At 70.2% G+C, this 13,140-nt stretch carries 12 protein-coding genes and 1 riboswitch; all 12 genes read right to left on the bottom strand.

Translation table 11 applies throughout. The features are described 5' to 3' along the window. Window positions 1-5 precede the first annotated feature (5 nt). Window positions 6-1,025: a type I glyceraldehyde-3-phosphate dehydrogenase gene (gap, locus tag BW971_RS06710; RefSeq protein WP_076477788.1), complete on the bottom strand. Its 1,020-nt coding sequence runs from the start codon at window positions 1,023-1,025 to the stop codon at window positions 6-8. 132 nt (window positions 1,026-1,157) lie between these two features. Continuing rightward, window positions 1,158-2,135: a DNA-binding protein WhiA gene (whiA, locus tag BW971_RS06705; RefSeq protein ID WP_076477786.1), complete on the bottom strand. Its 978-nt coding sequence runs from the start codon at window positions 2,133-2,135 to the stop codon at window positions 1,158-1,160. Window positions 2,136-2,377: 242 nt separating this feature from the next. Next, complete coding sequence (locus BW971_RS06700; protein WP_083709467.1) at window positions 2,378-3,475, bottom strand: gluconeogenesis factor YvcK family protein; 1,098 nt, start codon at window positions 3,473-3,475, stop codon at window positions 2,378-2,380. An 8-nt stretch (window positions 3,476-3,483) separates the two neighbouring features. Beyond that, window positions 3,484-4,440: an RNase adapter RapZ gene (gene rapZ / locus BW971_RS06695; protein WP_076477784.1), complete on the bottom strand. Its 957-nt coding sequence runs from the start codon at window positions 4,438-4,440 to the stop codon at window positions 3,484-3,486. Next, complete coding sequence (gene uvrC, locus BW971_RS06690) at window positions 4,430-6,649, bottom strand: excinuclease ABC subunit UvrC (RefSeq protein WP_083709390.1); 2,220 nt, start codon at window positions 6,647-6,649, stop codon at window positions 4,430-4,432. Before uvrC ends, rapZ begins: the two co-directional genes overlap by 11 nt. Window positions 6,650-6,719: 70 nt before the next feature. Continuing rightward, complete coding sequence (locus BW971_RS06685) at window positions 6,720-7,211, bottom strand: PH domain-containing protein (RefSeq protein WP_076477782.1); 492 nt, start codon at window positions 7,209-7,211, stop codon at window positions 6,720-6,722. Between the two features lie 2 nt (window positions 7,212-7,213). Then, a complete protein-coding gene (ribH, locus tag BW971_RS06680) occupies window positions 7,214-7,711 on the bottom strand; it encodes a 6,7-dimethyl-8-ribityllumazine synthase (RefSeq protein ID WP_076477780.1) in 498 nt (165 codons plus the stop codon). Continuing rightward, complete coding sequence (locus BW971_RS06675; RefSeq protein WP_076477778.1) at window positions 7,708-9,000, bottom strand: bifunctional 3,4-dihydroxy-2-butanone-4-phosphate synthase/GTP cyclohydrolase II; 1,293 nt, start codon at window positions 8,998-9,000, stop codon at window positions 7,708-7,710. Before BW971_RS06675 ends, ribH begins: the two co-directional genes overlap by 4 nt. Window positions 9,001-9,076: 76 nt before the next feature. After that, window positions 9,077-9,751 carry a riboflavin synthase gene (locus BW971_RS06670; protein WP_076477777.1) on the bottom strand — a complete coding sequence of 225 codons (675 nt, stop codon included), beginning with the start codon at window positions 9,749-9,751 and terminating at the stop codon, window positions 9,077-9,079. A gap of 66 nt (window positions 9,752-9,817) precedes the next feature. Then, window positions 9,818-9,986: riboswitch (FMN riboswitch) on the bottom strand. Window positions 9,987-10,047: 61 nt separating this feature from the next. Beyond that, window positions 10,048-11,076, bottom strand: a complete 1,029-nt coding sequence (gene ribD, locus BW971_RS06665; protein WP_076477775.1) for a bifunctional diaminohydroxyphosphoribosylaminopyrimidine deaminase/5-amino-6-(5-phosphoribosylamino)uracil reductase RibD — start codon at window positions 11,074-11,076, stop codon at window positions 10,048-10,050. A 4-nt stretch (window positions 11,077-11,080) separates the two neighbouring features. After that, window positions 11,081-11,755, bottom strand: a complete 675-nt coding sequence (gene rpe, locus BW971_RS06660) for a ribulose-phosphate 3-epimerase (RefSeq protein WP_143690248.1) — start codon at window positions 11,753-11,755, stop codon at window positions 11,081-11,083. Between the two features lie 107 nt (window positions 11,756-11,862). Beyond that, window positions 11,863-13,065, bottom strand: a complete 1,203-nt coding sequence (locus BW971_RS06655; protein WP_200799372.1) for an MFS transporter — start codon at window positions 13,063-13,065, stop codon at window positions 11,863-11,865. Window positions 13,066-13,140 lie beyond the last annotated feature (75 nt).

Genomic DNA, 13,140 nt, shown 5'->3' with positions numbered 1-13,140 from the left:
CCGGCTCAGAGCGATTTGCCGACGAGGCCGGAGATGTCGACCAACCGGTTCGAGTAACCCCACTCGTTGTCGTACCAGGAGACGGCCTTGACCTGGTTGCCGATGACCTTGGTCAGGCCCGGGTCGAACAGCGACGAGTGCGGATCGGTCACGATGTCGCTGGACACGATCGGCGCGTCGTAGTACTTGAGGATGCCCTTCATCGGGCCCTCGGCGGCGGCCTTCATCGCGGCGTTGACGTCGTCGACGGACGGCGACTTCTCCAGCACCGCGGTCAGGTCGGTGACCGAACCGGTGGGGATCGGCACCCGCAGCGCGTATCCGTCGAGCTTGCCCTTGAGCTCCGGCAGCACCAGGCCGATGGCCTTGGCCGCACCGGTCGAGGTCGGGACCACGTTGATCCCTGCGGCGCGCGCGCGACGCAGATCCTTGTGCGGACCGTCCTGCAGATTCTGGTCCTGGGTGTAGGCGTGCACGGTGGTCATCAGACCCGACACGATGCCGAACTCGTCGTTGAGGACCTTGGCGAACGGTCCCAGACAGTTGGTGGTGCAGGACGCGTTGGAGATGATGTTCTGGCTGCCGTCGTACTGGTCGTCGTTCACGCCCATGACGATGGTGATGTCCTCGCCGCTCGCCGGCGCGGAGATGATGACCTTCTTGGCGCCCGCATCGAGATGGCCCTGCGCCTTGTCACGCGCGGTGAAGATGCCGGTGGACTCGACCACCACATCGACTCCGAGATCGCCCCACGGCAGCGCCGCCGGGCCCTCTTTGATGGCCAGTGCCTTGATCTTGGTGTCACCCACGACGATGGTGTCGTCACCCTCGAGTGAGACGTCGTAGGGCAGGCGGCCCAGGATCGAGTCGTACTTCAGCAGGTGCGCCAGCGTGGCGTTGTCGGTCAGGTCGTTGACGGCGACGATCTCGATGTCGGTGGTACCCAACGCCCTCTGGGCGTCGACTGCGCGGAAGAAGTTGCGGCCGATGCGGCCGAATCCGTTGACGCCTACCCGAACGGTCACGATGTGCTCCTTGCTGTGTGGAACGGCTGGAAATGCGATGGAAGTCGTGGCAACGGTGTCCAGCCTAATGGGGTGCGGCCGGACACGTACCGGGGCCTCGGCGCACGTCGGCCGGGTCGCGGAGGAGCCCGGTCAGGCTTCGTCGAGCAGGTCGGAGGTGACGGCCGACTCGGTGTCCGGGATTCCCTCGGTGTGCGCCTTCTTGTCGGCCATGGACAACAACCGCCGGATGCGACCGGCGACCGCGTCCTTGGTCATCGGCGGGTCGGCCAGCTGACCGAGCTCCTCCAGGGACGCCTGACGGTGCTGCACCCGCAGTCGTCCGGCGGCGACGAGGTGATCGGGCACGGTGTCGCCGAGGATCTCCAGAGCTCGTTCGACGCGGGCGGCGGCCGCGACCGCCGCGCGGGCGGAGCGGCGCAGGTTGGCGTCGTCGAAGTTGGCGAGTCGGTTCGCGGTGGCCCGGACCTCGCGCCGCATCCGGCGCTCCTCCCACGTGAGTCGGGTGTCCTGAGCGCCCATGCGGGTGAGCAGCGCGCCGATGGCCTCGCCGTCGCGGATCACCACCCGGTCGGCGCCGCGCACCTCGCGGGCCTTCGCGGTCACGCCCAGTCGACGTGCGGCCCCGACCAACGCCAACGCGGCCTCCGGCCCCGGGCAGCTGACCTCCAGCGCCGACGACCGGCCCGGTTCGGTCAACGACCCGTGGGCGAGGAACGCCCCACGCCAGGCGGCCTCCGAGTCGGCGATGCTGCCCCCGACCACCTGGGCGGGTAGCCCGCGGACCGGGCGCCCGCGCATGTCCAGCAGACCTGTCTGACGGGCCAGGGCCTCGCCGTCCTTGGCCACCCGGACGATGTAGCGAGCGCTCTTGCGGATCTGTCCGCCGCGCAGCACATGCACCTCGGACTGATATCCCCACAGGTCGAAGATGTCCTTGCGGAGTCGGCGCGCGACGTTGCCCATGTCGACCTCGGCCTCGACGACCACCCGGCCGGCAACGATGTGCAGCCCGCCCGCGAACCGGAGCAACGAGGAGACCTCGGCCTTCCGGCAGCTCACCTGCGTCACGACCAACCGGCTCAGCTCATCTTTGACCGCTGCGGTCATCGCCACGGATGTACGCCTTCCTTCTCGACACGGGTCGTGTGTCCCTTCTCGGCACCGACCGACCCCTTCTCACACCGCGCGCCCATCGGACGCGCACCGGGTCAGCCGACCACACGCGTCGGTGTGCGGCAACCCGCGGGACCCCGATGATCCCGGGACCGGTGTTCGTGCTCCTACTCGCGCTCAGCCACCGCGGGGGCTCACGGGGCACCGTCTGTCCATCACGGTCGCCACCGCGCCGATCACCGGTCGTCGGCCGCGGGGCGACCGCCGGTCCCCGGTGGCGTGTGATCCCGCACCGCCCCGACAGCGTAACCATCCCGGGAGCGTCCGTGTCCCCCGATCTGTGCGCCCGAGACCTCGCCCGTGGTGTCGTCGGCAGCGGTTCGTCCGGTCAGACCACGAATCACCGCGGCCAGCTTCGCGGGGTCGTGCACCTGGGTACCCGGGGTGGCCACGTCGGCGACCACCAGTCGCGCGCCGAAGCCCCCGGCGGCACGTTCGAGGTGTTCACGTTCGCGGCCCGCGGGCACCGACCCGGCGTCGACCACCACGTCGTCGACCCGTAGATCAGCGGCGTGGGCGTGCAACACGTGCAGATGCCGTTCCACGGAGAACCCGGTGGTCTCCCCCGGTTCGGCGGCGAGGTTCACCACCAACACCTTGCGGGCGGTGGTGGTGTTCAGCGCCGCCAGCTGGTCGGGAACGAGAACGTGCGGGATGACACTGGAGAACCAGGACCCCGGGCCCAACACCACCAGGTCGGCATCGGCGATCGCCGCCAGGGTGCCCGGATATGCGGGCGGGTCGTCGGGCAAGAGGCGCACGCGCCGCACCTTGCCCGGGGTGGTGGCCACAGCGACCTGTCCGCGGATCGCGCGACTTACCCGCGGATCGGATTCCAGGCCGGACACGTCGGCCTCGATCTGCAGCGGGACCGTCGACATCGGTAGCACCCGTCCGGGGACCCCGAACAACCCCGCGACCTCGTCGAGTGCGGCCACCGGATCGCCCGCCATCTCGGTCAACCCCGCCAGCAACAGGTTGCCGATCGGGTGACCCGCCAACGCACCGCTGCCGCCCAGTCGGTGCTGGAGCACATTCGCCCGATGAACCGCTCCCGGCGATGCCGAACCGCGAGCGTCCGGGGCGGACAACAACGCCGCCAGCGCCATCCGCAGATCGCCCGGTGGGATGACGCCGAGTTCCGCACGCAACCGCCCCGACGATCCGCCGTCGTCGGCCACGGTCACCACCGCGGTGACCTGGTCGGCGACCTGCCGGACCGCGGTCAACGTCGCGTACAGACCGTGCCCTCCACCGAGCGCGACCACCCGCATCGCGGCCGTCACTCCCGACCCAGGTCGCGGTGCACCACCCGGACCGTGAACGTCGCGGCATCCGGATCCTCGGGCTCGGGCGCGGTGACCGAGAGGTCACTGCGCAACCGGTTGGCCACCTCCTCGACGATGGCGACGCTGCGGTGTTTGCCACCGGTGCACCCGATGCCCACGGTCATGTAGCGCTTGCCCTCGCGGCGGTACCCGCGGGCGGTGATCCGGACCAGTTTCTCGTAGGTGTCGACGAACTCGTCGGCGCCGGCCTGCCCGAGTACGTAGTCGCGCACGGGTGCGTCGCGGCCGTTGTGATTGCGCAGCTCCGGCACCCAGTACGGATTGGGCAGGAACCGCACGTCGGCGACCAGGTCGGCGTCGATGGGCAGCCCGTACTTGAAGCCGAAGGACTCGAGCACCAGGCTGATCCGGGTTCGTGACTCGTCGGCGTAGACCTCGTCGACGATCTCCCGCAGGGCGCTCACCGCGAGTGTGGACGTGTCGACCACCTGGTGGGCGCCGTCCTTGATCGGCGCCAGGATCGCCCGTTCGGCGGCGATTCCCTCGGTCAGGGTGCCGTGCCCCTGCAACGGGTGCTGGCGGCGCACCTGCTCGAAGCGGCGCACCAGCACCTGATCGTCGGCGTCGATGAACATCACCCGCGGTCGGAACCCGTTGCGTTCGAGTTCGTCGCGCAACTCGGTGAAGTCGTCGGTGAACGAGGGTCCGGCCGCGCGCATCACCGTGGCCAGCCGGGTGATCGAACCATCGGCCTCGGCGACCCGCGCCATGTCGACCACCAGTCCGGCGGGCACGTTGTCGGCGACGTACCACCCGGCGTCCTCGAGGAGTTTGGCCGCGGTACCGCGACCGGCCCCGGAGACGCCGGTGACCAGCAGCACCTCCACCCGCGGGCGCACGGTGCCCGCGTCGGTCACCGGGCGGTCGGCGGCGTCGGACTCAACGACCATCGGGCGCTCCCCTCCTCTGGTCGGTCCCGGTGTCCCGGTGACCGTCGCCGGCGTTCCCGACGTGTGCGGACACCGGCTCCCGGATGTCCCCGTCCGACGTCGTCCCCGGGGCCTCCGCGCGGGTCGCCCCGTCACCGGAGCTGACGTCGTCGGGCGGCCGCAGAGCGGACTGCACCGCCCGCGCAGTGGACACCCCGATCCCCGGCACCTCGGCGATCTCCTCCACTGTGGCATCCCGCAACCGCGCGACGGAACCGAAATGTGAGACCAACGCCGACCGGCGGGCCTGGCCGAGGCCGGGCACACCGTCGAGTACCGACGCGGTCATCCGTTTGCTGCGTTTGCTGCGGTGGAAGGTGATGGCGAACCGGTGCGCCTCGTCGCGGACCCGTTGCAGCAGGAACAGTGCCTCACTGGTGCGCGGGAAGATGACCGGGTCGTCCTCACCGGGCACCCACACCTCCTCCAGTCGCTTGGCCAGTCCGACCACGGCGACATCGGTGATCCCGAGGTCACCGAGTACGGCGGCCGCGGCCTCGACCTGGGGGGCGCCGCCGTCCACGACGAACAGGTTCGGCGGGTAGGCGAATCGCCGCGGCCGTCCGGTGGCCGGGTCGATGGCGGCGTCGGGGGCCAGGTCACCCCCGTCGCCACCTCCCTCGCCCCGGTCGGTGGACACCGGCCCGGACACCGCGGACTCAGCCGCGGTGGTGCCGCGGTGCCGCAGGAACCGGCGCCGGGTGACCTCGGCGATGGAGGCGACGTCATCGGAGCGCCCGTCACCCGCGGCCTCGCGGATGGCGTAGTGCCGGTAGTCGGATTTGCGCGGCAGACCGTCCTCGAAGACGACCAGCGAGGCGACCACGTCGGTGCCCTGGACGTGGGAGATGTCGATGCACTCGATCCGCAGCGGCGCCGAGTCCAGACCGAGGGTGTCCTGGATCTCGGTGAGCGCCGCGGACCGGGTGGTCAGGTCACCCGCCCGTTTGAGTTTGTGCTGCGTCAACGCCTCGTGCGCGTTGCGGGTTACCGTCTCGAACAGCGCCTTCTTGTCACCGCGCTGCGGCACCCGCAGGTCGACGTTGGCGCCGCGCAGCTCCGTCAACCACGCGCGCAGGTCGTCGGCGTCGTCGGGCAGCACCGGCACCAGCACCTGTCGGGGTACCGGCTCGGCCGCCTCACCGTCGACCGAGGCGACCTGCTCCACCTGCGCCCCGTAGAACTGGGTGAGGAACTGCCCCACCTGATCACCCAGGGTGGACACGTCCGCGGTCCCGGGTGCCGAACCCGGGCGGCGGTCGGTGTCGACGCCGGTGCCCGAGTCGCCTGCGTCGACGCGTTCGACCACCCACCCGCGCTGGCCGCGGACGCGACCACCGCGAACGTGGAAGATCTGCACCGACACCTCGAGCTCGTCGGCGACCATGGCGATCACGTCGGCGTCGGTGCCGTCTCCGAAGACCACCGACTGCTTCTCCACCGCGCGCCGCAGCGCGCCGATGTCGTCCCGCAAGCGGGCCGCCCGTTCGAAATCGAGGTCCTCGGAGGCCGCCGACATCTGGTTCTCCAGAGCCTTGATCATCCGGTCGGTGCGCCCGGCGAGGAAGTCGCAGAAGTCCTCGACGATCCGCCGGTGTTCGGCGGCGTCGACCCGGCCCACACAGGGTGCCGAGCACTTGTCGATGTACCCGAGCAGGCAGGGCCGGTCGATCTGTCGGTGCCGTTTGAACACCCCCGCCGAACAGGTGCGGGCGGGGAACACCCTGGTCAGCAGATCCAGCGTCTCGCGGATGGCCCACGCATGGGAGTACGGACCGAAGTAGCGCACACCCTTGCGGCGCGGACCGCGGTAGACGAACAGCCGCGGGTACTCCTCGTTGAGGGTCACCGCGAGCATGGGGTAGGTCTTGTCGTCGCGGTAGCGGACGTTGAACCGCGGATCGAATTCCTTGATCCAGTTGTATTCCAGCTGCAGCGCCTCGACCTCGGTGGTGACCACCGTCCACTCCACCGAACTGGCCGAGGTGACCATTCGCCGGGTGCGAGGGTGCAGCTGGGTGATGTCGGCGAAGTAGGAGTTCAGCCGCGATCGCAGGCTCTTGGCCTTGCCCACGTAGATGACGCGACCGTACTGATCACGGAACCGGTACACGCCGGGGTCGATGGGAATGGTCCCGGGCGCGGGGCGGTAGGTGATCGGGTCTGCCACACGACCAGGCTAGTCGCTGGCCCCGACACAGGTGCCGGTGGCGCGAGCGTGCCCATCGCACGGCAGCGGGTCAGCCGACGGTCGAATACCGCTGGTACAACTCACGAAATCGGTCCATCGCGGCCACCGCGAGATCGCCGTCATTCGCCTGGATGGCCAGCACCGGGGTGTATTCGTCACCCGGCAATTCCAGACGAGCGCACCGGCCCTTCTGCGGGAACCACAGACCACCGACCACGTCCCAGCCGAACAACCGCTCGTCGGTGAGATTGCGGACCGCCACCCCGGCGGGACCCACCCGCAGCCGTGGACGGGTGAGCAGCAGCACCGCCCCGGCCAACACCACCCCGATCAGCGCCAGCCCGAACTGGTCGGTGACCCGGAAGTCGACCCCCGTGTTCGACATCCGCAACAGTGCGCCCACCGTCACATGCGTGATCACCAACAACGCGGCGACGATCATCGCGTACCGCGGGGTGCGGGTCCCCCGGTAGACCATCTCCCAGTCGTCACCCGCCGACGCCGCCGTGGCCGACGGCGACCGCCGCGCACGCAACGCCATGGTCAGCTCACCCCGGGCAGGCTCTCCCCGCGGGCCAGGGCACGCAGGGTGAGCGCGGACGCCAGCGCCGCCGACGCCGCCTGGGCGCCCTTGTCCTCTTTCGAGTCCGGAAGTCCGGCCCGATCCAGCGCCTGCTGTTCGTCCAGGGTGGTCAACACCCCGTTGCCCACCGGGGTGCTCTCGTCCAGCGAGACCCGGGTCAGACCCGCGGTCACCGCGTCGCACACGTACTCGAAATGCGGGGTCTCCCCCTTGATCACGACACCCAGCGCGACCACCGCGTCATGGTGACGGGCCAACGCCTGCACGATGACCGGTAGTTCGATGGCCCCAGCCACCCGGACCACCGTGGGTTCGGTGACGCCGGCGGCACGCGCGGTGCGCAGCGCGCCGTCGAGCAGGGCGGTACAGATGGTGTCGTGCCACTGGGAGGCGACGACGGCCAGCCGCAGCCTGCTCGCGTCGCCGAGGTCGAGGTCCGGTTCGCCCGCGCCGCTCACGCCGGGTCCCCGCCGGCGTTGGGGTGCGGTTCGACGACGGCGTCAGCGGTGGTGTCGTGGGCGTCGAGACCGACCAGGTCGTGTCCCATCCGATCGCGTTTGGTACGCAGGTAGCGCAGGTTCTCGGCGTTGGCGCGGATCGGCATCGGCACCCGCTCCACGATGTGCAGTCCGTACCCGTCCAGGCCGACACGTTTGGCCGGGTTGTTGGTCAACAGCCGCATCGACGAGATGCCCAGGTCCACCAGGATCTGCGCACCTATGCCGTAGTCACGCGAGTCGGCGGGCAAGCCCAGCTGCAGGTTGGCGTCCACCGTGTCGGATCCGGAGTCCTGCAGTTGGTAGGCCTGCAGTTTGTGCAGCAGGCCGATCCCACGACCCTCGTGGCCGCGCATGTACAGCACCACACCCCGCCCCTCCTGGGCCACCATCTCCATCGCGGCGTCCAGTTGTGGCCCGCAGTCGCAGCGCAGCGACCCGAACACGTCACCGGTCAGGCACTCGGAGTGCACCCGCACGAGCACGTCGTCGCCCTGACCGTCGGGGCCGGTCACGTCGCCCATCACCAGCGCGACATGTTCCACGTCGTCGTAGATGCTCGTGTACCCGACCGCGCGGAAGGTGCCGTGTGGGGTGGGGATCCTGGCGTCGGCCACCCGCACCACGTGCTTCTCGTGTCGGCGGCGCCAGGAGATGAGATCGGCGATCGAGATCAGCGCGAGTTCGTGTTCGTCGGCGAAGACCCGCAGCTCGTCGGTCTGGGCCATCTCGCCCTCGTCCTTCTGGGACACGATCTCGCAGATGACACCCGCAGGACGCAATCCCGCCATCCGGGCCAGGTCGACAGCAGCCTCGGTGTGTCCGGGGCGACGCAGCACGCCACCCTCCTTGGCCCGCAACGGGACCACGTGACCGGGTCGGGTGAAGTCGGCCGCGCTCGTCTCGTGCGAGGCCAGCAGACGCATGGTCGCGGCGCGATCGGAGGCACTGATACCGGTGCCGATGCCCTCGCGTGCATCGACGGTGACGGTGTACGCGGTGCCGTGTTTGTCCTGGTTGGTCGAGTACATCGGGGGCAGGCCCAGGCGGTCGCAATCGGCACCGTCCAGCGGGACACAGAGGTACCCGGAGGTGTAGCGCACCATGAAGGCCACGAGTTCGGGGGTCGCCTTCTCGGCGGCGAAGATCAGGTCGCCCTCGTTCTCGCGGTCCTCGTCGTCGACCACCACCACCGGCCGCCCGGCCGCGATGTCCTCGATCGCGCGTTCCACGCTGTCGAACTTCGTCATTCGCCCATCCCGATCCTCGCGGCGGCGGCGACCCGCGCCGCGCACATGCTTCCAGTATCTACAACGCGAAACCCGGTCATCCGATGCCTCCGGGGTGGCCCTGGTCACCGGACGGCGGCTGACCGGACGGGGGCGCCACGGCGAGCCGCTCCACGTAGCGGGCGATGACGTCGGTCTCCAGGTTGACCACCGCACTCGGGACGAGGTCGCCGAGGGTGGTCACCTGCAGGGTGGTGGGGATCAACGACACCTCGAACCAGGCATCGGCGGCCGCGGGCTCGCTCACCCCAGAATCGCTCAACCCGGACACCGTCAGCGAGACGCCGTCGACGGTGATGGAACCCTTCTCGACGATGTAGCGACCCACACCCGGATCGATGGTGAACCGGATGACCGTCCAGTTCTCGTGGGGGGTGACCGAGCTGACCGTGCCGGTGGCGTCCACGTGACCCTGCACGATGTGACCGCCGAAGCGCCCACCCGCGGCCATCGCCCGTTCCAGGTTCACGCGACTGCCCGCCCCGAGGCCGGTCAGCGAACTGCGCGCCAGCGTCTCCCCCATCACGTCGACCGTGAACTCATCGGGTCGCGGGGATTCGACCACGGTCAGGCAGACGCCGTTGACCGAGATGGAGTCGCCGTGTCCGGCATCAGAGGTGACCAGTGGGCCCCGCACGGTCAGTCTGGCCGCATCGTCCAGATCGGTTCGCGCGACGATCACGCCGCATTCCTCGACGATCCCGGTGAACATCTTCCCCGCTCCTTCTTCGGTCCACGTTCGACCCAGGGCGGCATCGCACACGGCCGACTCGGCCGTGGCCGTTCTCTCTCATCCGGACTGTCACCGTCGGCTCCGGATTCACACCGGATCTGCTGGTCCCCGGTCGTGGTGACCGGGCGCTCGCGGGCTCGTGGGGTCGGCCCGCTGTCGCGGACCCGGCCCCATCACCGCCGGTGGGGAATCGCACCCCGCCCTGAGAACCTCCGTCATCGACGCTAGCACAGCGCGGTTCTCCGAACGGCGCCCTCGACCGGCGAAACCGCCGGTCAGCGGGTTGGCTCCAGGGTGAGGAGAATGTCCTCGTCGAGTTCGAGCAGTCCGGTGCGCCGCATCCGCCACCCGTCGGTCAGGGTGGTCACCGCCGGCGCCGACACCGCGGCGAACCCGCTGCCGAGCGTCATCGGCGCGAGGTAGGCGTGGACGCGGTCGACGAGTCCCGCGGTGAGGAATGCCCCGACCACCGTCGGGCCGCCCTCGATCAACACGTCGGCGGCGTCGGGCAGAGCATCGAGCACCGCGGTCACGTCGTGGCCCGACACCAGCACGGTGCGAGCCTCGGGACCGAGGATCCGGGCGTCCGGGGGAAGGTGCCGGTCGCCGAGCACCACCCGGGTGGGCTGGTGCGGCAGCAGGGTTCCGTCCGCTGAGCGCGCGGTGAGCGCCGGGTCGTCACGCAGCACGGTGCCGGTACCGACCACGATCGCGTCGAGTTCGGCGCGGATCCGATGTGCGTGTTCCCGGGCAGCGGGCCCGGTGATCCAGCGGCTGCTGCCGTCGGGGGCCGCGACCCGGCCGTCGACGGTGGCAGCGATCTTGGCCGTGACCCGCGGCCGGTCGTGCCGCAGGCGGAACAGCCAGCCGGCCAGCGGCCCGGCGCGCACCTCGTCGGCCAACAGCCCGGCGTGGGCCCGCACCCCGCCGGCCCGGAGCGTGTCGGCGCCACCCGCGGCCTGCGGACTGGGGTCGGCGACGGCGTAGTACACCGTGGTGACCCCTGCCGCGATCAACGCCCGCGAGCAGGGGCCCGTGCGTCCGATGTGGTCACACGGCTCCAGGGTGACCACGGCGGTGGCACCGCGGGCACGTTCCCCCGCCGCGGCCAGCGCCATCACCTCGGCGTGCGCGCCACCGGGAGGCCGGGTGGCCCCCAGGCCGACGATCCGGCCATCGGGGTCGACGATCGCGGCACCCACCGGCGGGTTCGGTGCAGTGGTGCCGAGGACCGTGCGGGACTCGGCGATCGCGGCTCGCATCGCGGAGACGATCGCGGGCGGCGCCGCGCCAGCCCCGGTCATCGGCTCAGCGGGCCTCGTCGCGACCGGACTCGGCGAGCCCTCGCAGCTTCTGCACGGCCAGCGCCGGGTCGGCGGTGCCGTAGACGGCCGAGCCGGCGACGAAGCAGTCGACCCCGGCCTCGGCGGCCTGCTCGATGGTGTCGTCGTTGATGCCGCCGTCTATCTCGACGAGGATGCGCAGCTCACCGTGGTCGACCCTGTCGCGCAGCAACCGCACCTTGTCCAGCACCCCGGGGATGAACGACTGGCCACCGAAACCCGGTTCCACACTCATCACCAGCACCGTGTCGAACTGGTCGAGGATCGCCAGGTAGTCGTCGATGGGAGTCCCGGGTTTGACGCTGAGGCCGGCCCGCGCGCCCGCGGCACGGATGTCCTTGGCCACGGCCACCGGGTCGTCGGTCGCCTCGGCGTGGAACGTCACGTTGTGCGCGCCGGCCTCCGCGTACGGCGGCGCCCACCGGCCCGGGTCCTCGATCATCAGATGACAGTCCAACGGGATGTCGGTGACCCGGAGCAGGCTCTGTACCACCGGCAACCCGAGGGTCAGGTTCGGCACGAAGTGGGCGTCCATCACGTCCACGTGCAGCCAGTCCGACCCGGCCACCGACGCGACCTCGGACGACAGGTTGGCGAAGTCGGCGGACAGGATCGACGGGGCGATCATCGGTGGGGTCACGGCGGCCATGAGGGGCAGTCTAGGTCGACCGGGGCCGAGCGGAACGCCCGGCAGGCGGGCAGGCGCGTGGGTGGGCAGATCGATGGGATGACCGACCCTCGGCCACGTCAGCGGCGCAGCATCCGCACCCCGGAGACCGCGACGAGGACGATCGCCAGCGCGCTGATGCCGACCAGCACGCCGACGGCAGGCCACACGCTGAGTGCCGCGGCGGTGAGCAGGGGTGGAACCGTCATACCGGCGTAGGCGACGAGGAAGATGCCCGCGAGGGCCTCCCCCCGTCGCCGGGGGTCGGCGACCGATGCGGCGGTGCCGAGCGACCCGCGGAACAGGATGCCGACGCCTGCGCCCGCGACCCCGCCGCCGATCAGGAACAACGTCAGCGACGCGACGAGGGCACCGGTGCCCACCGCGACGAGACCGAGGGCGGCCAGCCCCACCGCAAAGCGGATCTGGCTCCGGGTGGAGATCCGCACGGTGAGGATCTGCGCGCCCGCCGCGGCGATGAACACGATGAACGGCGCCACTCCGGCGAGCAGATGTGAGTGCAGGCCGAGGATACCGACGAGGAACGTGCCGGAGAGTCCCATGAAGGTGCCGAACACGGCGAAGGCCCCGAATGCGGCCATCCCCGCAGACCAGAAGGCGCCGCGCCCGGCCGGTGGAACGGCCACTCGCTGGGGCCGGTAGGCGGGACGCTCGGCCCTGCGCTCGACCGTCTCGGGGACGACGGCGACGAGGGCCCCTTCGATCACGAACAGGATCGCGAAGAGGACGTAGGGCAGGACCAGCGGACGTGTGGACCACGTCGCGATGAGGCCGCCGATCAGCGGGCCCAGACCGATGCCACCGAGGTTCGCGAATGTGGAGACCAGCGCGGCGCGACCGGTGGGGTGACCGGCCACGACACCGAGCTCGGACAGATGCGCGGTGGCGGTCGCGGTGAGGATGCCGATGCCGAGACCACTGACGAAGCGGGCAACGAGGAGGCCGGTGACGTCGTTCCACACCAGGAACACCGTCGTCGCCAGCAGGCTGATCAGCAGCGATCCGAGGACGACCCGCCGACGTCCGAGCCAGTCGGACACGTGGCCCGCGAGGTACAGGCTCACCATGACCCCGACGGCATACACGGAGAAGATCAGCGTGAGGACGATGGTGGGGAACCCGTCCCGGTGCTGGTAGATCGCGTAGAGCGGTGTCGGGACCGCGCAGAACGCCATCTGGGTCAGGAAGGCGAGCGCGATGATCCAGAATCCGGTCCGGACAGGTCCGGTGGTTCGAGGCGTGGGGGCCGTGGTGATCGTCACCGGTCCATCGTCGGTCGACGACGTCATCGCGTCCAACGATTACTGTGGATCACACTGATCGTTTTGAGCGATGAA

The organism is Williamsia sterculiae (assembly GCF_900156495.1).
Classification (GTDB): domain Bacteria; phylum Actinomycetota; class Actinomycetes; order Mycobacteriales; family Mycobacteriaceae; genus Williamsia_B; species Williamsia_B sterculiae.
The sequence above is the reverse complement of the archived record's forward strand: the minus strand, read 5'-3'. Positions and strand labels throughout refer to the sequence as shown.

What these genes read in the sequence shown, in the direction of transcription:
- whiA (WP_076477786.1), bottom strand. Translation starts at nt 2,135, where the DNA reads ATGACCGCAGCGGTCAAAGATGAGCTGAGCCGGTTGGTCGTGACGCAG.
- BW971_RS06700 (WP_083709467.1), bottom strand. Translation starts at nt 3,475, where the DNA reads ATGCGGGTGGTCGCGCTCGGTGGAGGGCACGGTCTGTACGCGACGTTG.
- rapZ (WP_076477784.1), bottom strand. Translation starts at nt 4,440, where the DNA reads ATGGTCGTTGAGTCCGACGCCGCCGACCGCCCGGTGACCGACGCGGGC.
- BW971_RS06685 (WP_076477782.1), bottom strand. Translation starts at nt 7,211, where the DNA reads ATGGCGTTGCGTGCGCGGCGGTCGCCGTCGGCCACGGCGGCGTCGGCG.
- BW971_RS06675 (WP_076477778.1), bottom strand. Translation starts at nt 9,000, where the DNA reads ATGACGAAGTTCGACAGCGTGGAACGCGCGATCGAGGACATCGCGGCC.
- BW971_RS06670 (WP_076477777.1), bottom strand. Translation starts at nt 9,751, where the DNA reads ATGTTCACCGGGATCGTCGAGGAATGCGGCGTGATCGTCGCGCGAACC.
- ribD (WP_076477775.1), bottom strand. Translation starts at nt 11,076, where the DNA reads ATGACCGGGGCTGGCGCGGCGCCGCCCGCGATCGTCTCCGCGATGCGA.